19 protein-coding genes are annotated in these 21,880 nt (G+C 44.7%); 7 read left to right on the top strand and 12 right to left on the bottom strand.

Annotated features, from left to right (window positions below; all coding sequences use genetic code 11):
• Positions 1-162: 162 nt before the first annotated feature.
• The 6 genes from odhB to sdhC form a co-directional block, all read right to left on the bottom strand.
• Entirely contained in the window at positions 163-1,371 is a 1,209-nt protein-coding gene (odhB, locus tag D8S93_RS08055) for a 2-oxoglutarate dehydrogenase complex dihydrolipoyllysine-residue succinyltransferase (RefSeq protein ID WP_005393012.1), read from the bottom strand.
• Positions 1,372-1,399: 28 nt separating this feature from the next.
• On the bottom strand, positions 1,400-4,225 hold the full coding sequence (gene sucA / locus D8S93_RS08050; protein WP_005393014.1) for a 2-oxoglutarate dehydrogenase E1 component: 2,826 nt from the start codon (positions 4,223-4,225) through the stop codon (positions 1,400-1,402).
• 170 nt (positions 4,226-4,395) lie between these two features.
• Positions 4,396-5,106 (bottom strand): succinate dehydrogenase iron-sulfur subunit, encoded by a 711-nt coding sequence (locus D8S93_RS08045; RefSeq protein WP_005382174.1) that lies wholly within the window; start codon positions 5,104-5,106, stop codon positions 4,396-4,398.
• 15 nt (positions 5,107-5,121) lie between these two features.
• A complete protein-coding gene (sdhA, locus tag D8S93_RS08040) occupies positions 5,122-6,888 on the bottom strand; it encodes a succinate dehydrogenase flavoprotein subunit (RefSeq protein ID WP_005393016.1) in 1,767 nt (588 codons plus the stop codon).
• Positions 6,889-7,233 carry a succinate dehydrogenase, hydrophobic membrane anchor protein gene (gene sdhD / locus D8S93_RS08035; protein WP_005382169.1) on the bottom strand — a complete coding sequence of 115 codons (345 nt, stop codon included), beginning with the start codon at positions 7,231-7,233 and terminating at the stop codon, positions 6,889-6,891.
• Positions 7,227-7,619: a succinate dehydrogenase cytochrome b556 subunit gene (gene sdhC / locus D8S93_RS08030; RefSeq protein ID WP_017634811.1), complete on the bottom strand. Its 393-nt coding sequence runs from the start codon at positions 7,617-7,619 to the stop codon at positions 7,227-7,229. Before sdhC ends, sdhD begins: the two co-directional genes overlap by 7 nt.
• A gap of 396 nt (positions 7,620-8,015) precedes the next feature.
• On the opposite strand from sdhC, the gene D8S93_RS08025 reads away from it, so the two are divergent.
• On the top strand, positions 8,016-9,305 hold the full coding sequence (locus D8S93_RS08025) for a citrate synthase (protein WP_005382163.1): 1,290 nt from the start codon (positions 8,016-8,018) through the stop codon (positions 9,303-9,305).
• A gap of 92 nt (positions 9,306-9,397) precedes the next feature.
• On the opposite strand, the gene D8S93_RS08020 is transcribed toward D8S93_RS08025, so the two are convergent.
• Positions 9,398-10,156: a Nif3-like dinuclear metal center hexameric protein gene (locus tag D8S93_RS08020; protein WP_152812701.1), complete on the bottom strand. Its 759-nt coding sequence runs from the start codon at positions 10,154-10,156 to the stop codon at positions 9,398-9,400.
• Between the two features lie 232 nt (positions 10,157-10,388).
• Here D8S93_RS08020 and D8S93_RS08015 point away from each other — a divergent pair, with 232 nt between their 5' ends.
• Entirely contained in the window at positions 10,389-11,162 is a 774-nt protein-coding gene (locus D8S93_RS08015) for a DUF1853 family protein (RefSeq protein WP_152812699.1), read from the top strand.
• Between the two features lie 62 nt (positions 11,163-11,224).
• Here the strand turns inward: D8S93_RS08015 and pgm are convergent, their stop codons facing one another.
• Positions 11,225-12,871 carry a phosphoglucomutase (alpha-D-glucose-1,6-bisphosphate-dependent) gene (gene pgm, locus D8S93_RS08010; RefSeq protein WP_152812696.1) on the bottom strand — a complete coding sequence of 549 codons (1,647 nt, stop codon included), beginning with the start codon at positions 12,869-12,871 and terminating at the stop codon, positions 11,225-11,227.
• Between the two features lie 92 nt (positions 12,872-12,963).
• A complete protein-coding gene (seqA, locus tag D8S93_RS08005; protein WP_152812694.1) occupies positions 12,964-13,506 on the bottom strand; it encodes a replication initiation negative regulator SeqA in 543 nt (180 codons plus the stop codon).
• Between the two features lie 92 nt (positions 13,507-13,598).
• On the opposite strand from seqA, the gene D8S93_RS08000 reads away from it, so the two are divergent.
• The 3 genes from D8S93_RS08000 to fldA all read left to right on the top strand — a co-directional run bounded on the left by D8S93_RS08000 (position 13,599) and on the right by fldA (position 15,282).
• Positions 13,599-14,366, top strand: a complete 768-nt coding sequence (locus D8S93_RS08000; RefSeq protein WP_012842048.1) for an alpha/beta fold hydrolase — start codon at positions 13,599-13,601, stop codon at positions 14,364-14,366.
• Between the two features lie 112 nt (positions 14,367-14,478).
• Entirely contained in the window at positions 14,479-14,700 is a 222-nt protein-coding gene (locus tag D8S93_RS07995; RefSeq protein ID WP_005393038.1) for a DUF2788 domain-containing protein, read from the top strand.
• Between the two features lie 48 nt (positions 14,701-14,748).
• Complete coding sequence (gene fldA, locus D8S93_RS07990; RefSeq protein ID WP_152812692.1) at positions 14,749-15,282, top strand: flavodoxin FldA; 534 nt, start codon at positions 14,749-14,751, stop codon at positions 15,280-15,282.
• A gap of 50 nt (positions 15,283-15,332) precedes the next feature.
• Here fldA and D8S93_RS07985 read toward each other — a convergent pair whose 3' ends face one another.
• Positions 15,333-15,836, bottom strand: a complete 504-nt coding sequence (locus D8S93_RS07985) for a DUF4442 domain-containing protein (protein WP_005393042.1) — start codon at positions 15,834-15,836, stop codon at positions 15,333-15,335.
• Positions 15,837-16,036: 200 nt separating this feature from the next.
• On the opposite strand from D8S93_RS07985, the gene fcrX reads away from it, so the two are divergent.
• A complete protein-coding gene (gene fcrX, locus D8S93_RS07980; protein ID WP_005382141.1) occupies positions 16,037-16,486 on the top strand; it encodes a ferric iron uptake transcriptional regulator FcrX in 450 nt (149 codons plus the stop codon).
• A gap of 288 nt (positions 16,487-16,774) precedes the next feature.
• On the opposite strand, the gene glnS is transcribed toward fcrX, so the two are convergent.
• A complete protein-coding gene (gene glnS, locus D8S93_RS07975) occupies positions 16,775-18,445 on the bottom strand; it encodes a glutamine--tRNA ligase (protein WP_005393044.1) in 1,671 nt (556 codons plus the stop codon).
• A 237-nt stretch (positions 18,446-18,682) separates the two neighbouring features.
• On the bottom strand, positions 18,683-20,254 hold the full coding sequence (nagE, locus tag D8S93_RS07970) for an N-acetylglucosamine-specific PTS transporter subunit IIBC (RefSeq protein WP_006742711.1): 1,572 nt from the start codon (positions 20,252-20,254) through the stop codon (positions 18,683-18,685).
• 489 nt (positions 20,255-20,743) lie between these two features.
• Between nagE and nagA the strand changes: the two genes are divergently transcribed.
• Positions 20,744-21,880 (top strand): N-acetylglucosamine-6-phosphate deacetylase, encoded by a 1,137-nt coding sequence (nagA, locus tag D8S93_RS07960; RefSeq protein ID WP_047009534.1) that lies wholly within the window; start codon positions 20,744-20,746, stop codon positions 21,878-21,880.

The raw sequence follows: 21,880 nt of genomic DNA, 5'->3' as shown, positions 1-21,880 counted from the left end.
TGCAGTCTTGGCTGCTTGTACGTCTGTAGGGTCTTCTCAAATCAATCCCTCATCACGAGTACTCATGGTGTGGGATTCAAATGAAGGCCAGACGTTGAGCTAGTCTAGCCATTGAAATTTTTAACGTCTAGCTACCTACGATAACTAGACGTTTTAGCGATATTAAACGTCTAATAGGAGACGTGCTGGATCTTCTAGCAACTCTTTAATCGTCACTAGGAAGCCAACAGACTCGCGACCATCAATTAGGCGGTGATCGTAAGACAGCGCTAGGTACATCATCGGCAAGATTTCAACTTTGCCATCCACTGCCATCGGGCGCTCTTGGATCTTATGCATACCAAGAATCGCTGATTGAGGTGGGTTGATGATTGGTGTAGACATTAGTGAACCGAACACACCACCGTTTGTGATAGTGAAGTTACCGCCCATTAGCTCGTCTACCGTTAGCTTGCCATCACGACCTTTGATAGCCAGTTCTTTGATGCCTTTTTCAACATCAGCGAAACCAAGCTTGTCACAGTCTTTTAGGACTGGTGTAACTAGACCACGTGGCGTTGATACCGCCATGCTAATGTCGAAGTAGTTGTGGTAAACAATGTCATCGCCATCAATCGAAGCATTTACTTCTGGGTAACGCTTAAGCGCTTCTGTTACAGCTTTCACGTAGAAAGACATGAAGCCTAAACGAATACCGTGACGCTCTTCGAACTGATCTTTGTACTGTTTACGAAGGTCCATGATTGGTTTCATGTTCACTTCGTTAAACGTCGTTAGCATTGCCGTGTTGTTCTTCGCCTCTAGTAGACGGTTAGCGACTGTCTTACGCAGGCGAGTCATTGGAACACGTTTTTGGCTACGAGCCGCTGCCGGCACGTCAACCACTGCTGGTGCTTCTTCTTTTGGCGCAGCTTTAGCGTTCGCAAGATGCGCTTCAATATCTTCGCGCGTAATACGACCACCAACACCAGTGCCTTTCACTTGGCTTGCTTCTAAGCCATGCTCAGCCAATAAACGACGTACTGCTGGGCTTAGTGCATCATTGCTTTCTTCGCTAAGCGCAGCTTTATGACGTTTATCAGGAGATGCTTCCGTACCTTCTGTTTTATCTGCGGTAGGCTCACCTGCAACTGCACCTGGCTTCAATTTAGCAATGATTTGTTTAGAAAGTACTGTCGCACCTTCTTCTTCAACGATAGCTTCCAAAACGCCTGCTTCCGGAGCTGGCACTTCTAGCACGACTTTGTCCGTCTCGATGTCAACCAAAACCTCGTCACGCTCTACTGCGTCGCCTGGTTGTTTGTGCCATGTCGCTACGGTTGCATCAGCAACTGATTCAGGTAAATCTGGAACCAGAATTTCAATTGTCATATCTGTTTCTTCCTTTAACTTCTAGTTCTTAATTCGAAGTTTTTGAGTTCACGTTCAGAGCGTCTTCAACCAACGCTTTTTGTTGTTTCAAGTGCACCGACATGTAGCCAACTGCTGGCGAAGCAGAAGCTGGGCGACCTGCGTATTTAAGATCTGCACCTGCAGGAATAGCGGCACGGAAGTTGTGTTGGCTACAGTACCAAGCACCTTGGTTCTGAGGCTCTTCCTGACACCACACGAAGTCTTCAACGTTAGTGTATTGAGCAATCGCTGCTTGTACTTCTTCCATCGGGAATGGATAAAGCTGCTCGATACGCACGATAGCGACATCGTCTTGCTCGTTGTTACGGCGCTGCTCCAGTAGGTCAAAATAAACCTTACCTGAACAGAACACGACGCGTTTTACTTTGCTTGGGTCTAAATCATCTACTTCTGGAATTGCAGATTGGAATGTACCGTCCGCTAAGTCTTCAATTGTCGAAGTACATAGAGGATGGCGCAGCAAAGATTTTGGCGACATAACAATCAGAGGTCGACGCATTGGGCGTACAACTTGACGACGAATCATGTGGTATACCTGAGCCGGTGTTGAAGGAACTACAACCTGCATATTTTGCTCAGCACACAACTGAAGGTAACGCTCTAGACGTGCAGATGAGTGCTCAGGGCCTTGACCTTCGTAACCGTGAGGTAGAAGCATTGTGAGACCACACAAGCGTGCCCATTTCTGCTCACCTGACGAGATGAATTGGTCAATCACAACCTGCGCGCCGTTGGCAAAGTCACCAAACTGCGCTTCCCAGATAGTCAAACCACCTGGCTCTGCTGTTGCGTAACCGTATTCAAATGCCAATACCGCTTCTTCTGACAGTACTGAGTCAAACACTTGGAATGGCCCCTGATTGTCATGAATATTCGCTAATGGAATGTACGTACTTGCATCTGTTTGGTTATGAAGAACCGAGTGACGGTGGAAGAAAGTACCACGACCCGAATCCTGACCAGAAAGGCGAATACGCTTGCCATCATCAACTAATGTTGCATACGCCAATGTTTCGGCCATACCCCAGTCGATTGCTTTTTCACCGGTCATCATTGCTAGGCGATCGTTGTAAAGCTTATTAACACGGCTTTGCAGTTTATGGCTTTCTGGATACTGACAAAGACGATTACCCAACTCGATAAGACGCGTCTTGTCATATTTTGAATCCCACTCCATATCCCATTCATGCCCTAAGTAAGGGGACCAGTCTACGGAGTGCAACGCCATTGGACGCCATTCTTTAACCACCACTTCACCGCGGTCTAATGCGTCGCGGTACTCATTGACTAACTGAGTCGCTGTCTCGATATCTGATTCGTTTTTATCGATCAGAATATCCGCATACAATTTGCGTGGTGTAGGGTGTTTTTTGATTTTTTGGTACATCAAAGGCTGAGTCGCGTTTGGCTCATCGGCCTCGTTGTGACCGTGGCGACGGTAACACACCAAATCAATCACGACATCGCGCTTGAACTCGTTGCGGTAATCCAAAGCAATACGAGTAACAAAAGCAACCGCTTCTGGGTCATCGGCATTCACGTGGAAAATTGGCGCCTGAACCATCTTCGCGATATCTGTACAGTACATCGTTGAACGCGTGTCACGAGGGTTAGACGTCGTAAAGCCAACTTGGTTGTTAATAACGATACGCACCGTACCACCGACTTGGAAACCACGAGCCAGTGACATGTTGAACGTTTCGGCAACCACACCCTGACCAGCGATTGCAGAGTCACCGTGGATAGTGATAGGAAGCACTTTGCTACCTTGATTATCACCCAAGCGATCTTGGCGTGCTCGCACCGACCCCATGACTACTGGGTTGACGATTTCTAGATGCGATGGGTTAAATGCAAGAGCTAAGTGAACATCACCACCTGGGGTAGCAAAGTCGGCAGAGAAGCCTTGGTGATATTTCACATCACCCGTGCCCCAAGTTTCGTCGTGTTTACCGGCAAACTCATCGAACAGATCTTGAGGCTTCTTACCAAGCACGTTCACCAGCATGTTCAAACGACCACGGTGAGCCATACCGATAACCACTTCACGCATCCCACTTGTTCCCGCGTGACGGATCAACTCTTTCGTCATCGGAATCAGTGCGTCACCACCTTCTAGAGAGAAACGTTTTGCACCTGGGAATTTCGCTCCGAGGTAACGCTCCAAACCTTCAGCGGCTGTTAGCTCTTCTAGGAATGTGCGCTTCTCATCTTTGTTGAATGATGGCTGGCCTACGACAGACTCAAGACGTTGTTGGATCCAACGTTTTTGCTCTGTGTCAGTCATGTGCATGTATTCAGCACCGATGGAACCGCAGTAAGTTTTGTTGAGGGCTTCATAGATGTCTTTCAACTTCATGGTTTCTTGCCCAACAGCAAAAGAACCTACGTTGAAAGTTTCTTCGAAGTCATCTTCGGTAAGATTATGAAAAGCAGGGTCTAACTCCGCCACGGTTGGGCGTTGCCATAGACCTAGTGGGTCTAATTCTGCAGCTTCATGTCCGCGGAAACGGTATGCGTTGATTAGCTGTAGAACTTTTACTTGTTTTGCATCGACATCTGGGTCACTAACTTGGACATTGTAATGCTTTGTTTCTCTAGCGAGTCGACGGAAGTAGTCACGGACACGTGAATGTGGTTGTTCTGCCACTTCTTCTGACGGCTTAGGTAAGCCTTCAAAAACACGTTTCCACTCCTCACTTACCAGATCGGGATCACTTAGATACAGTTCGTAGAGGTCCTCTACATACGTTGCATTGGCGCCAGCCAAGTGTGAAGACTCGAGCCATGCCTTCATCACGCCGTTGTGCATATTTTCCCTTAACCAGTAGTTTTCACGTTTGCTTCGGTCTTTGCCGAGCTATAAGAGCCGACCAGAACTAGTCGGCAATTTTTGTATTCTTTACTCGAAATATTCTTGAAGCAGTGAAGCGGTCATATCGGGTGATCCGCAACACTGCGACATTCCTAAGAGCGAGTAAATTAAACCGAGCGATTAACCAGCATCGACTTAATATGGCCGATGGCTTTCGTCGGATTTAATCCCTTAGGACAAACACTTACACAATTCATGATGCCATGGCAACGAAAAACGCTAAATGCATCATCAAGATCAGACAAACGTTCATCTGTTGCCGTATCACGGCTATCAATTAGCCAACGGTACGCTGCAAGAAGACCAGCTGGACCGATGAATTTGTCAGGGTTCCACCAGAATGATGGGCAAGACGTTGTACAACATGCACACATGATACATTCGTACAATCCATCTAAATGCGCACGATCATCAGGCGATTGTAGGTTCTCGCGTGATGGTGGTAATGCACCATCATCAATCAAGAATGGTTTAACTTTCGCATAGTTATCATAGAACTGCGTCATGTCAACGATAAGATCGCGCACGACAGGTAACCCTGGCAGTGGACGAATAACTATCTTATCACCTTGTAGAGCAGATAACGGTGTGATACACGCTAGACCATTTTTACCATTCATGTTCAAACCATCAGAACCACATACCCCTTCACGGCATGAGCGACGGAACGCGATGCTTGGATCTTGCTCTTTTAGCAGAATCAATGCATCAAGCACCATCATGTCTGAGCCTTCGTCTACCTCAAGGGTATACTCTTTCATGTAAGGCTTGGTATCCACATCCGGATTGTAACGGTATAAAGAGAAGTTCAATTTCATAGTCGTATCCTCCCTTTAGTATGTACGTACTTTCGGCGGGAAAGCTTCACGATGCGTTGGCGTCATGTTCACATCACGCTTAGTCATCGCTTCTGTTTCCGGGTTGTAGATAGAGTGGCATAACCAGTTCTCATCATCACGCTCAGGGAAATCGAAACGTGCATGTGCGCCACGGCTTTCAGTACGGTAGTTCGCCGCTACGGCTGTAGAGAATGCTGTTTCCATCAAGTTGTCTAACTCTAGACACTCAATACGTTGCGTGTTGAATTCAGAAGACTTGTCCGCTAGATGCGCATCTTTCAGACGTTCGCGAATTACTTTCAACTCTTCTAGACCCGTTGCCATTGCATCGCCTTCACGGAATACCGAGAAGCTGTTTTGCATGCAAGCTTGTAGGTCTTTACGGATTTGAACTGGATCTTCACCACCAGTACTATTTTCCCAACGCATGGTACGCGCTAGAGATGCTTCAATATCAGATTCAGTTGCAGGGCGTGCCTCAGCTTGCGCTGCGAGCGTTTCGCCAAGGTGCAAGCCAGTCGCGCGACCAAATACGACTAAGTCTAGTAATGAATTACCGCCTAGACGGTTTGCTCCGTGTACTGATACAGAAGCAATCTCACCACATGCATATAGACCTTGTACTTCCATCTCGCTGCCGTCAGCCTTTTGCTTGATTGCTTGGCCAGACACTTGAGTCGGTACACCACCCATCATGTAGTGACAGGTTGGAATTACTGGAATTGGCTCTTTCACTGGATCAACGTGCGCGAAAGTACGAGACAGCTCACAGATACCAGGCAGACGTGACTCAAGCACTTCTTTACCAAGGTGATCCAACTTCAGCTTAATGTGTGGACCCCAAGGACCATCACAACCACGGCCTTCACGAATTTCGATCATCATTGAACGTGCAACTACGTCACGACCTGCAAGGTCTTTCGCGTTAGGAGCATAGCGCTCCATGAAGCGTTCGCCGTCTTTATTTAGAAGGTAACCACCTTCACCACGACAACCTTCTGTTACAAGAACACCTGCACCAGCGATACCCGTTGGGTGGAACTGCCACATTTCCATGTCTTGCATAGGTACACCCGCACGCAATGCCATACCTACACCGTCACCAGTGTTGATGTGTGCGTTAGTGGTCGACGCGTAAATACGACCTGCACCACCTGTTGCTAGAATCGTTGCTTTTGATTTGAAGTAACAAATCTCGCCTGTTTCCATACAAATCGCAGTACAGCCCATTACGGCGCCGTCTTGGTTTTTCACCAAGTCTAGTGCATACCATTCCGAGAAAATGGTGGTTTTGTGTTTCACATTTTGTTGGTAAAGCGTATGAAGAAGCGCGTGACCTGTACGGTCCGCAGCAGCTGCTGTACGTGCAGCTTGCTCACCACCAAACTCTTTTGACTGACCACCGAATGGACGTTGGTAGATAGTACCGTTATCAAAACGAGAGAATGGAAGACCCATTTTTTCTAGTTCGATAACGGACTCAGGGCCATTTTTACACATGTATTCAATCGCGTTCTGGTCACCGATGTAATCGGAACCTTTAACGGTATCGTACATGTGCCATTGCCAATCGTCTTTGTGCGAGTTACCCAGAGCAACGGTAATACCGCCCTGTGCAGACACAGTATGAGAACGTGTTGGAAATACTTTTGACAACAAAGCACATGATAGGCCTTGTTCTGAAATTTGTAGTGCAGCGCGCATACCTGCACCACCAGCGCCGATTACTACGGCGTCAAACTCACGAACTGGAATAGACACTTACGCACCCCACAGAATAAATAGACCAGAGAAGACATAGCCGAATAGCACGGCAATAACACCAAGTTGCAGTGCGCCACGCAGTTTCGCGCACTTAATGTAATCCGTTAATACCTGCCACAAACCGACCCATGCGTGGATCAGGATCGAGACAAGTGCCAACATGGTGAATACTTTAGTGAAGGTACCACCAAAGAATTGGGTCCAAGATGCGTAAGAGATATCTGAAAATGCACAGAAGCTAATCAGATAAATCGTGTATAGCGTCATAATGATTGCAGTTGCACGAATTAGTAGGAAATCGTGTACACCATTACGACCAAATGAAGATACGTGTTTTACCATACCAAGATCCCCGCCAATAATGATAATACTGCTGTTGCACCAAACGCGACTTTAGCGCTCATCGTGCCAGAATCTAGCTCTTCAAAGTGACCTAGATCCATCAACAAGTGACGGATACCACCTGCAATGTGGTAGGCAAGTGCAGTAAGAATTCCCCACAGGATGAATTTTACGAAGAAGCTATCGACGATGTCAGCGGCTTCCATAAAACCCATTGGGGATGACAGAGAAATGGACAGTAACCACAGTAGTATACCCACCGCAACAAACGTAATTACCCCAGACACACGGTGTAGGATGGATGCGATTGCTGTGATAGGAAAGTGGATGGTCTGTAAATCTAAATTAACAGGTCTTGACTTTCTTTCTTTCACGGGCTTGCTCACTCAGCTCCATTGAGCATTTATTGTTATAACCAATTTCAGCTTCCAAACGTACAAAAGTTAACATCTATTTAACAAATATCGCGAGTAACCACCCAGATAATTGTAAACAACTTGTTAACAATCGGAGTCCAGCAACAAACCTCACTCTTTGTTTCTAGCCCCGAATTTATAAGGATTTAACTAAAATTTTCTTAGCCAATATACGGCGAGCAACATTCTAATACAATTGGTGTAACAAATTATGCTACATAGAACAGATTTTTAACGATTTTCATGAGAAAAATCATAACAAGTGCACACAAAGATGGAGAAAAATTGACTTTAAGCTTTAACAACAGTACAAAAATGGCACATAAACATCCTGGACGGATTAAATAATAAACAAAGGAGATTGTTATGGCGGATAAGAAAGCGACCCTTCATGTTGAAGGTCAAGCGCCAATCGAACTGCCAATTATGGACGGTACGCTAGGTACACCTGTAATTGACGTTCGTAAGCTGGGAGCCAATGGTTACTTTACTTTTGACCCAGGTTTTCTTGCCACTGCATCTTGTGAATCATCAATCACGTACATCGATGGCGGCAAAGGTATTCTTTTGCACCGCGGTTTCCCGATTGATCAATTAGCCAATAACGCAGATTACTTAGAAGTATGTTACATCCTTCTTTATGGTGAAGCCCCTACCCGAGAACAATACGAGCAATTCAAGACGACCGTAACGCGTCATACTATGGTCCACGAACAAATCGCAAGCTTTTTCCATGGCTTCCGACGTGATGCTCACCCAATGGCAGTAATGTGTGGTGTAGTCGGTGCACTTGCAGCCTTCTACCACGACTCTCTTGACATCAACAACGACGAGCACCGTGAGATCGCGGCGTACCGTCTGCTATCGAAGATGCCGACACTGGCTGCAATGTGTTACAAATACTCTATCGGTCAGCCATTTATCTATCCACGCAACGATTTGAGCTACGCAGAAAACTTCCTACACATGATGTTCGCAAACCCTTGCGAAGAGTATGAAGTAAACCCTGTCGTTGCTCGTGCGATGGACAAAATCTTCACGCTACACGCGGATCACGAACAGAATGCGTCGACGTCAACTGTACGTCTAGCTGGCTCTTCTGGTGCTAACCCATTTGCATGTATTGCCGCTGGTATTGCATCACTTTGGGGACCTGCTCACGGTGGTGCAAACGAAGCGTGCTTGAGAATGCTAGAAGAGATTGGCAGCGTCGATAACATCCCTGAGTATGTAGACCGCGCGAAAGACAAAGATGACCCATTCCGCTTAATGGGCTTTGGTCACCGCGTTTATAAAAACTACGATCCACGTGCGACAGTAATGCGCGAAACGTGTCATGAAGTTCTCAAAGAGCTAAACATTCAAGACCCTCTACTAGATGTAGCAATGGAACTTGAGCGCATTGCGCTTTCTGATGAGTACTTCGTTTCTAAGAAGCTGTACCCGAACGTAGACTTCTACTCAGGTATCATTCTTAAAGCGATTGGTATTCCAGTTTCTATGTTTACGGTTATCTTCGCGATTTCTCGTACCATCGGCTGGATTGCTCACTGGAACGAAATGCACAGCGATCCACTGAACCGCATCGGTCGTCCTCGTCAGCTATACACTGGTGAGACACAGCGTGAGTTTTCTCCACTTCACGAACGTGAATGATCTTTTTAGTTAGAAGATAAACAAACAAAAGGGTTGAGATTTTGTCTCAACCCTTTTTTCTTTTCAGCGTTTCACGTTATGAATAGCGAACACTAAACCGGATTATCAATATCGATAAACTCCACATGTAGGCCATACTCATCCGCTAGCCATTTGCCTAAAGCCTGAACACCATAACGCTCAGTAGCATGATGACCTGCAGCAAAGTAATGAATGTCCATTTCACGAGCGGTATAAGTGGTACGCTCTGAAATTTCTCCAGAGATAAATGCATCCAGCCCGTGTTGTACAGCAAGTTCAATAAAATCCTGCCCTCCACCAGTGCACCAACCGACCGTCTCAATCATCTTATCGGTATTCTCTGGAGCAATATGCAGTGGTTGTCTATCAAGAACTTGATTGATCTTGCTCGCAAACTCAGCACCAGACATCGGTTTTTTCAAGCGTCCAAACATGGCTACTGATTGAGGATGTCCTTCAAGTCCACCTTCTACTTCGATTTCAAGTAAGCGAGCTAATTCGGCGTTGTTGCCTAGCTCTGGGTGAATATCCAGAGGAAGGTGATAACCATATAAGTTGATATCGTTTTTGAGCAGACTACGAATTCGTTTACCTTTCATACCACGAATTGGCTCAGGTTCACCTTTCCAAAAATAACCGTGATGAACGAGTAATGCGTCTGCATTAAGCTCAATCGCTTTATCGATTAAGGCTTGGGAGGCAGTTACGCCAGTGATAATACGCTTTACGGCTGGCGTCCCTTCTACCTGTAACCCGTTTGGTGCGTAATCTTTAATTAACTGCGGTGACAGTTTGTCATTAAGAATCTGTTCTAGCTTTAAGTTATTCATTATTACTTCCAATTTCTAGCGCATGTAAACCTAAATAACCTCTCGATGAAATCAGACCGAGAGTGTGCAACCTAGTTGATACAACAACGTTTTGACATCTGGCACCTTGATATCATTTAGGTACTTAAAGTGTATCTCGAACCCTAATATCGATGCTAGCCACCCTACCCTCAAAAGCAAATTTAGTTACAATAACAAAGCTTGTCGCCTCACCATACATATAGGGATACGGATGAACCAACTGCAACGCTTTTACCAATGGATCGCCACTTCACCTCCTCTTTTCAAGTTACGCCCTCCGTTTACAACCTTAGAGGATCTTTCGGTAACGCCTTTAAATAACGCTGAGCAATACAATGGTAATCCAAGATTGGGCTTTTTATATCAGCACTTATGCACTGCAGTTCTCTCTAGTTCAGAACGATATCAGGTTATCGCGGAAGAGGTTCAGTTAAACGACATCGAAGGTAAGACTATTGGTGCTATCGACTTGGTGTTGCGGAATACAGAATCAAATCAAATAGAGCACTGGGAAGTAGCGATTAAGTTTTATCTTCTTTATAACGGCGTTTGGTATGGTCCGAATGCTCACGACCAGCTGCATACAAAACTGAATAGAATGCTTACTCATCAGTTGAAAATGAGCGATCGCCCGGAATTTCAAAAAATAATTCCGTTAAACGACTCTCCACAAGAACGTCTATTGATGCAAGGACGACTCTATATTAATCCGTTTACTCCAGAGCCAACTCCTAGCGAGTGCTTGGGTTATGAACTAAATCCAAGTCAGATTAGTGGTTACTGGTGCTACCAGAGCCAATGGGAGTTAATCGGTAAGCCACTTTATCATTTACACAAACCATGCTGGGCGATTGGTACGGACGATTTATCTCAACCCATTGAAAAGCCTTCAGACCGATTTGTACATGCACAAACGGAGGACGGTCAATTCTGGTTTGTGGTACCGGATTCCTGGCCCGGAAACAACTCAGTTCAGGAATCTTAAAACGCAAAAGGGTTGATGCTTGCACATCAACCCTTTGTTTTCTAAATCGACTATTGAATGGTTTACAGGCCGGCAGCTGCAAACACTTGATTAACGATCTCTTGTGCTTCTGCTTCGATTTGTTTTAGGTGCTCTTCACCTTTGAAGCTTTCACAGTAAATCTTGTAGATGTCCTCTGTGCCTGATGGACGAGCAGCAAACCAGCCGTTGGCAGTCGTTACTTTTAGACCACCGATTGCAGCACCATTACCAGGCGCATGCGTGAGACGAGCCGTAATTGGATCACCCGCTAGTGTTTCAGCCGCGACCATTTCTGGTGACAACTTCTTCAGTACGTCTTTTTGAGGGCCATTCGCTACAGCTTGAATACGGTTGTATTTCGACTCACCGTGTTTCGCCGCTAGCTCTTCATAGTAGTCTTGTGGGTTCTTACCCGTTACCGCAGTGATCTCTGCCGCTAGAAGACATAACAAGATGCCGTCTTTGTCTGTTGACCATGGCGTACCATCTTTACGAAGAAAAGATGCCCCGGCACTTTCTTCACCACCAAAACCGAATTTACCAGTGTACAGACCATCAACAAACCATTTGAAGCCTACTGGTACTTCACATAGCTCACGACCTAGATCCGCCACAACACGGTCAATCAGTGCACTTGATACTAGTGTTTTACCAACCGCTACATCTTTACCCCATGCGTCACGATGGCGGTATAGGTAGTCGATACAAACGGCTAAGAAGTGATTCGGGTTCATCAAACCTTTTGGCGTAACGATACCGTGACGGTCGTAGTCAGGATCGTTACCAAATGCTAGATCGTACTCGTCTTTCAGTGCCAATAGACCCGCCATTGCGTATGGAGAAGAACAGTCCATACGTACAACGCCGTCTTTATCGAGAGACATGAATTGGAAAGAAGGATCAATCGCTTCACTTACTAGCGTTAGGTCTAGGTTGTATGCCTGACCAATTTGACGCCAGTAATCGATGCCGCTGCCACCCAATGGATCTACACCAATCTTCAGATTTGCTTTTTGGATTGCTTCCATATCGATAACGTTCACCAGATCATCGATATAGGGTTTAACCAAGTCCATCTCCACAAACAGATCCGATGCTTTTGCTTCTGCTAGTGGTAAGCGTTTAACACCTTGTAAACCTTCGGCAATCAGTGCGTTCGCACGATCTTCGATAGCTTGAGTCAACTCAGCTTCTGCTGGACCACCGTGAGTCGGATTGTATTTGATACCGCCGTCTTGTGGTGGGTTATGAGATGGTGTAATCACAATACCGTCTGCTTTTTCATCGTGCTTGATGTTGTAAGTCAGAATTGCGTGCGAGATACCTGGTGTTGGCGTGTAGCCGTTATCCTGCTGTACGATGACTTTTACGCCATTCGCAATCAAAACTTCAATCACGCTAGAAAATGCAGGTTCAGACAAAGCATGCGTGTCTTTACCGACAAACAAAGGACCTGTGGTCCCTTGCTGGGCACGAACTTCTGCAACCGCTTGAGCAATAGCCAAAATGTGGTTTTCGTTAAATGTATGCTTATCAGCGGTACCACGGTGACCTGATGTGCCGAATTGAACCTTGTGATCGGGGTTCTTAGCATCAGGTTGAAGCAAGAAGTAATTGGCAACAAGTGCCGGAATATTATAAAGATCTTCCTGCTGCGCTTTTTGCCCAGCACGAGGGTGCATAGCCATGTTTGACATCCTTTCTTTAAATACAAATAAAATTAAAAAAGCCTCATAATATCCGCTAACTGCGACACATTATGAGGCTTCTATCAGGTTTCTTAGATTGAACCTGTTACTTTTTCTATTAAGTCAGGTTGGTACCCCATGTGTGTCATCACTTGTTCAACCATCTGTCTTTTACGACTGGTATTGTTGTTCGTGATAACCCAAAACGGTGTGCCAGGAATGGCTTTTGGCTTGGTCGTGTTGCCATTTGCCAACAAGGTTTCTTCATTATCTGCAAAGTACACGCGTTTGCGTCCCTTTACATTCGTAGCCTGCGCGAAACCTTCTGGATTTAATTTATGTAAGGTCGATAGTACTAACATAAAGCGATCAATCGCTTTTTTTAGACCGGCAAACTCATCAGAAATAAGCAGCGAACGCATTTCTTTCACTACATCAACAGATTCCGTTTTACCCGCATCTTTACTTACTACAATCCCTTGTGGCCTCTCTACTACAGGCGCGGCTTCAGCTTCCTGCAACTGACCATCAAGGTTTAAAAGGCGTCGCAAAATATCCGAGGCGCTTTCACCGATATGCTTAGTTTGGCTAGCAATGTAACGGTATAGATCCTCATCAACCTCAATTGTTTTCATTCGCTTTTCACATTCTCAATGTTTAAACTCTGGGGGATTATAACGAGATCCTCTCGGATACTCCACGTTAAACCCATCACGAATAAGATAAAATGTCAGCATTACTCAACTATAAGCAGGAAGGCCAAGGCCAAACAGTTGTTTTGATTCACGGATTGTTTGGTAGTTTAAGTAATCTGGGTCTACTAGCCCGCGATCTTATTAAAGATCACACGGTGATCAGTATTGATCTGAGAAATCACGGCCTCTCTTTTCACTCAAACATTCATAATTACGCCGACATGGCAAAAGATGTGGCACAACTCCTACAACACTTAAATGTTGATCCATCTATTATTATTGGGCATTCAATGGGTGGAAAGGTCGCGATGACACTGGTGGACATTGCTCCAGAGCTCGTCAAACAGTTGGTTGTGCTCGACATGGCACCTGTCGCCTACACAGCAAACCGTCACGACAATGTGTTTAATGGTTTACACGCCGTAATTAACGAAAAGCCAGCAAGCCGTCAACAAGCGATGGATATCCTAGCTCAACATGTTGAGATCGACGGTGTAAGACAATTTCTCTCTAAGTCACTATACAAAAATGGCGATAAAATGGACTGGCGGTTTAACGTACCGAGCCTTTTTGAGAATTACGCACAAATTATCGGCTGGCAGGAAATTGCCCCAACAGACATACCCACTCTGTTTGTTAAAGGTGGTGATTCCGATTACTTAATGCCAGAGCACCAACCTGCGGTGCAAAAACAGTTCAAACAAGCAAAAGCACATATTATCGCTAATACTGGCCACTGGCTTCACGCCGAAAAACCGGCTGAAGTAATGAGAGTCATTCGGAAATACATTTCGAGTTAACAAATTCGAAAAGCAACAATAGATTATTGAAATAACCCTTCTTGTAGTGCATTAACTTTACCGTTTAACAGTGGTATAGTGCGCCCAAGATTTTTCGGCATGAAGGACTAAAATGCTTTACGACTATATGGATATGCTCGAGTCTATTGGGCTCGATCTTCTTTTTGCTGCTATCTTCTTTTTCATCGGGATGGCGATAAAAGATGTGCTAAAGCAAGGCAATGTACCTGTTTTTGGTCGTCGTATTGTATGGTTAGTCCTTTTCCTAGGCTGTGCTGGCTTTATTGCAAAAGGTGTAATTCAGCTAACTTGGGAAGGCTCTGGGTTAGGTTAAACCCTTAGTACCATCGCCAATAACAAACAATGTAAAGGTATAGACTCTATGGCAAGTGTAGGTATCTTCTTCGGTAGCGACACAGGTAATACTGAAGCCGTTGCAAAGATGATTCAAAAGCAACTAGGTAAGCATCTAGTTCACGTTCAAGACATCGCGAAAAGCAGCAAAGAAGACATTGATAACTTCGATCTTCTTCTTCTAGGTATCCCAACTTGGTACTACGGTGAAGCACAATGTGATTGGGATGATTTCTTCCCTGAACTTGAGCAAATCGACTTCTCTACTAAGCTAGTGGCTATCTTTGGCTGTGGCGACCAAGAGGACTACGCAGAATATTTCTGTGACGCGATGGGCACAGTACGTGATATCGTTGAGTCTAAAGGCGGCACAATTCTTGGCCATACTTCAACAGAAGGCTACGAATTTGAAGCGTCTAAAGCACTTGTTGAAGGCGACGACAGCCAATTCGTAGGTCTATGTATCGATGAAGACCGTCAACCGGAACTGACTGACGAGCGTGTTGAGAGCTGGGTTAAACAGATTTACGAAGAAATGTGTTTAGCTGAGCTTGAAGGCTAAATAAATCGAATTATACAAAGACCTCCGATTGGAGGTCTTTTTGAATATTTTCACAAAGCATCGGTGAGCACTTCCTCTTCACGATACTGAGGTTTCTTTCTTACATAAAGCTTGCGTTGAACCTCTGAAACCACGTTCCCCTGTTTATCTTTTACATGGGTAATAAATTCAGGAAAACACTTTTCTCCATTCCGTGTCATTTGATAAATGTTTTCTAGCATCCCTTCAGTGACCTCGAATTCTGCAAATAAATCACTTTGCCCTGGCTTAATAAAGTTAATACTCGCCTCTTTATCCCACACGTAATACTCCTCGCGTAGAATCCCCATCAGCATCAACGAGTAAATGGGATCAGTTAAAGAGAAAATACTGCCACCATACTGAGTACGATTGGCGTTTTTATTCCACCAGCGAAGTTTCAAACGCACCTTCACGGTACGAAAGTCTTCAGAAATATGTAAGATTTTAATACCAGCGCCCCAAAAAGGTGGCCAAATATTGAGTGCGAATTTTACAATTCCTGGTTTGTATATCTTCGCAAGTCGCTTATTCATCGCAGTCCGTGCCCTCTCTAAGCTCAATGTTACACAATTGTAACTGGTCAGATCTGTAATATAATCGACCTGTTTCTAATTTACAAAAAGATTCTATTAACCCTTTGAAGTTCGTGGTTTAATGTTCTGAGCGCTTATCCTATAATGGTAGGAAGATTGAATTCTGTTAAATCGCTGCAGATGATCCAACGGGAAAGTATATGTCAGATAATAATCAGGCGCTGAAGGATGCGGGTTTAAAAGTAACCCTTCCAAGGCTAAAAATTCTAGAAGTACTTCAGCAGCCAGACTGCCAGCACATCAGTGCTGAAGATTTGTACAAAAAGTTGATTGATCTAGGTGAAGAGATTGGCCTAGCAACTGTTTACCGAGTTCTAAACCAATTCGATGATGCTGGTATTGTAACTCGTCACCACTTTGAAGGTGGTAAGTCAGTCTTCGAATTATCGACTCAACATCACCACGACCATCTAGTGTGCCTAGACTGTGGTGAGGTAATTGAATTTTCTGACGATCTTATTGAAGAACGTCAAAAAGAGATTGCAGCTAAGTACAATGTCACGCTAACAAACCACAGCTTATACTTGTACGGCAAGTGCAGTGATGGTGGTTGTAAAGACAATCCAGATGCACACAAACCAAAAAAATAACGGTTTGTTGATTTAAAATAAACGTCAGCTCATGCTGGCGTTTTTTGTTTCTGAGAGTGATGTCTTTCAAAATTTGAATTGCCATACCAACTTTTGTAAAGCGTCGATTAGGCTTACCAATTTAAATCCTCATAAACATCATTGTTTTCTTCCAAACCGAACATTTATCAAACGTCCCTCGTTCTTAAGCAACTCCCTACATTACCTATAACCGCCGAATTACGATAATGAGAATAAAAAAATGCCAGCATTTGCTGGCATTTTTATCGATTTTTGCATTAATCGAGATTATTGGTTCTCAATTTTTGCCCAAGTATCACGTAGGCCAACCGTGCGGTTGAATACTAGTTTATCTGCTGAAGAATCTTTCGAGTCTGCGCAGAAGTAACCCATACGCTCAAACTGGTAGCCTTTTTCTGCTTCTGCTGACGCTAAGCTAGGCTCTACAAAACCATTGATCACAACTAATGATTCAGGGTTGATTGTAGAAGCAAAGTCTTCTGCTGCACCCGGGTTTGGAACCGTAAATAGACGATCGTACAGACGGATTTCCGCTGGTAATGCTTTATCAGCTGATACCCAATGAATCACACCTTTTACTTTACGGCCATCAGCCGGGTTCTTACCTAGTGTGTCTGCATCGTAAGAACAGAAGATAGTCGTGATGTTGCCTTCGGCATCTTTTTCAACGCGCTCTGCTTTGATCACGTAAGCACCACGTAAGCGAACTTCTTTACCTAGCACTAAACGCTTGTACTTTTTGTTCGCCTCTTCACGGAAGTCTTCACGCTCAATCCACAACTCACGAGTGAATGGTACTTCACGCACACCCATCTCTGGTTTGTTTGGGTGATTAGCGACCGTCAAGTTTTCTACTGCACCTTCTTCAAAGTTTTCGATAACAACTTTAACAGGATCCAACACAGCCATTGCACGCGGAGCGTTCTCGTTTAGGTCATCACGAATACAAGATTCTAGTGAGCTAAACTCGATCATATTTTCTTGCTTCGTTACACCAATACGCTTACAGAACTCACGGATAGATGCTGGCGTGAAGCCTCGACGACGCAGACCTGAGACTGTTGGCATACGTGGGTCATCCCAACCGTTAACCAGTTTTTCAGTGACGAGTTGATTAAGCTTACGCTTAGACATCACTGTGTATTCAAGGTTTAAGCGACTAAACTCGTACTGATGTGGACGGCTTTCGATCGTGATGTTGTCCAGAACCCAGTCGTACAGACGACGGTTATCCATAAACTCAAGCGTACAGATAGAATGCGTAATGCCTTCTAATGCATCAGAGATACAGTGCGTGAAATCGTACATTGGGTAAATGCACCACTTATCACCAGTTTGGTGGTGCGTAGCAAAACGCACACGGTATAAAACTGGATCGCGCATAACCATGAATGAAGAACCCATGTCAATCTTGGCACGAAGACACGCTTTACCTTCTTCAAATTCACCAGCGCGCATTTTTTCAAATAACGCTAAGTTCTCTTCAACAGAACGGTCACGGTATGGGCTTGGTTTACCTGGCGCCTTTAGCGTGCCACGGTATTCACGAATCTGCTCTGGACTTAGCTCATCTACGTACGCTAAGCCTTTGTTAATCAATTCAATTGCATATTCGTAAAGCTTATCGAAGTAGTTTGATGAGTAACATACTTCACCACTCCACTCAAAGCCCAACCAGTTTACATCTTTCTTGATAGACTCAACGTATTCGATGTCTTCTTTTTCAGGGTTCGTATCGTCGAAACGTAGATTACATTGACCCTGGTAGTCCTGAGCAATACCGAAGTTCAAACAGATAGACTTAGCATGACCGATATGCAGGTAGCCATTTGGCTCCGGCGGGAATCGAGTATGCACGCTAGTGTGTTTACCATCCGCTAGATCTTTATCAATGATCTGGCGAATAAAGTTTGATGGACGAGCATCAGCTTCACTCATCTATAGCACCTCAAAAATATTAGTATTGTCAGAGAAAACGGAACTCTGCATCCAAGTATGGTTTTGCAGAGTACATTGTTTCTAATGATCCACAATTCTAAGCAATTAGACAACAAGAACTCGCGCTAAAACGACAATATTTATCGAGTTAGAGCGAAAGCACAGCAGATTCAAAGTGCCAAAACAAAAAAAAGACCTCCCGAGGGAGGTCTTTAGTCAGATATCAGTTCGATGTAATTAAGGCAATTTTACATTCGATAGGTCTTCATTAGCACCGATTGCTTTCATTTCGCCAGCAACGATTTCAGCTAGAGGGCCAAGGATAACTTGAAGGTTGTTTTCACCAAGTTTAACCACACCTTTCGCACCCAGTTTCTTCAGTACTTCCTCATCAGCGACTGAACGATCTTTTAGCGTCAAGCGTAGTCGAGTGATACATGCGTCGATTGAAGTTAGGTTGTCATGACCGCCAAGTGCTTTTAAGTATTGGCGAGCTAGGTCACCACTTTTCTTCTCACCAGCAGGCGCTGCAGCTTCGCTGTCGTCATCTTCACGACCAGGCGATTTCAAGTTGAATGCGCGGATTGCGAAGCTGAATGTGAAGAAGTATAGAGCACCAAAGCCAAGACCAACTGCACCAAGTAGTAGCGGTTTAGTTGCTAGACCGTAGTTCAACAAGTAGTCAATTAGACCAGCTGAGAATGTGAAGCCGTGTAGCGTACCAAGCATGTTAGCAACAACTAGCGACAGACCAGTGAACACTGCGTGAATCGCGTATAGTGCAGGCGCTAGGAATACGAACATGAACTCTAGAGGCTCTGTGATACCAGTTAGGAATGAACAGAATGCAACAGAGAACAATGCACCACCAACTTGGCTACGTTTCTCAGCAGGAGCCGCTAGGTACATTGCAAGCGCCGCACCAGGTAGGCCGAACATCATTACTGGGAAGAAACCGTTCATGAACACACCAGCGCTCTTATCGCCGCCGAAGAAACGGTGTAGGTCACCAGATTTAACTGTTTCAGTTACTTCCTTCACTGTTGCAGTGATTTCAGGAGTGACAGAGTTAGCGAATTCAAATGTATGAGTTTGACCAGCCACAAGCGTTTTCGCTAGCGCAGGATCCACACACAGTTGTTGTAGAGCAGGAAGCGCTTGACCCGCAGCATTTGCACCAGTTACTAGCACTTCTTGACAAGACCCCATACCAAACCAGAAGAATGAGTTAAGTACGTGGTGTAGACCTACAGGAATAAGGGCTCGGTTCAGTGTACCGTAGATAAACTGACCAATAGCGCCAGAAGTTGAGATGCCATGAGCAAGCGCATCTAGACCACCTTGAATTGTTGGCCATACAATGCCACCAACTGCACCAGCAACTAAAGCGAATAGACCTGCCATAATCGGCACTAAACGTTTACCTGAGAAGAAAGCAAGCCACTCAGGAAGACGTGTAGCATGGAAAGCGTTGTAAGAGTGGCCAGCAATAATACCTGCGATGATACCACCAAAGAACGACATGTTTACTGATGCATCAATTGTTGACGCTGTCGCTGTCAGTACAAAGTACGCAACTGCACCAGCAAGGCCAGCTGCACCTTGACCGTCTTTAGATAGACCGATCGCAATACCAAGGCCAAACAACAATGGAAGGTTAGAAAAGATTGAGTTACCTGCTTGTGCCATAAATGCGATGTCAAAAACATCCGGCTGGCCCAAGCGCAGTAACAAGCCTGCGATTGGCAAAGTCGCAATAGGAAGCATAAGAGCTTTACCTAACTTCTGCGCGTATCCGAGAATATTCACCTTAAGTTCCCCCTATAGGATTAGATGTTATGTTGAATGACTTATTTCAGTCGTCCAATTTAGTCATCCTCAGTTTATGACATTAATTTTGCTCCGCAAATTAAAAGCTCACCGTTTGTGATCATAATCACCACAATTTGCCCTTTCGGAAGGTTTTTGCTAGCGAGATCATAAAACTTATTTTATTATACGAAAAAATGGCATTTTAAAGATAATATTCTCGCACTTTATGCAAGGCAGAATCAGTGTTATTTTGGTATCTAGGCGGGTAAATCACTGTAACTTTGCTCTGAAAAAGAATCATAAAAAACCATACAATTATTACTTTTCAGTTAGTTACTATGACAATAACATCGATAAAACGCGACTTGCTGTATGTGACTCGTTATCTAATTCAGTGATACAAACTAAGTACCCATATGACTAAAGCAGTCTCCACTTAGGTAACGATATAGAAATTGAATTCTCATCTATAAGGACTAGCTGACTATGTACGCGCTAAGTAACTGTAAAATTTATACCGGTAGTGATGTTCTTACCGATCATGCGGTCATCATCGAAAACGACCTTATTCAATCTATTGTGCCGGTTGCAGAGCTACCTCAGGGCATCGAAGTAAAAGACCTCGCAGGCGCAAACCTAAGTCCGGGCTTTATCGACCTGCAACTGAATGGCTGTGGCGGTGTAATGCTAAACGATGCAATCACACCGGAAACCATGCAAATCATGCACGAAGCAAACCTCAAGTCCGGCTGTACTAGCTTCTTACCAACGCTCATTACTTCATCAGACGAAGATATGCGAACTGCAATTTCTGCCGCTCGTGAATATCATAACCAATATCAAAACCAATCACTTGGTCTACACCTAGAAGGTCCTTATCTTAACGTCGCGAAAAAAGGTATCCACAACGTCGATTTTATTCGCCCGTCAGATGAAAGCATGATTGATCTTATCTGCGCAAACGCCGATATCATCGCTAAAGTAACGCTTGCACCAGAGCAAAACGATCCAGAGCATATTGCACGATTAAAAGCAGCCGGCATCGTGGTTTCTATTGGTCATACAAATGCGACCTACGCCGAAGCGCGTAAAGGCTTTGAAGCAGGTATTACTTTTGCCACACACCTATTTAATGCGATGACACCAATGGTTGGTCGTGAACCTGGAGTTGTCGGTGCAATTTACGATACGCCTGACGTTTATGCTGGCATTATTGCTGATGGTTTCCACGTAGACTACGCAAACATCCGAATTGCTCATAAAATCAAAGGTGAAAAGCTTGTTTTGGTGACGGATGCCACAGCTCCAGCAGGTGCTAACATTGATCACTTTATTTTTGTCGGTAAGAAAGTATATTACCGAGATGGTAAGTGTGTTGATGAAAATGGCACACTAGGCGGCTCAGCTTTGACAATGATAGAAGCAGTTCAGAATTCAGTTGAGCACGCGGGGATCGCTTTAGACGAAGCTCTACGAATGGCCACGTTATACCCAGCAACTGCAATTGGTGTTGAGGATCGCCTTGGCCGAGTTCGAAAAGGGATGGTTGCAAACCTAACCATTTTCGATCGTGACTTCAAAGTAAAAGCGACGGTTGTTAACGGACAATACGAGCAAAATTAA

Origin of the sequence: Vibrio sp. VGrn 2 (assembly GCF_009361695.1) — a bacterium.
Lineage (GTDB): Bacteria > Pseudomonadota > Gammaproteobacteria > Enterobacterales > Vibrionaceae > Vibrio > Vibrio diabolicus.
Note: the sequence above shows the minus strand (reverse complement) of the source record. Positions and strands in the feature narration are given on the sequence as shown.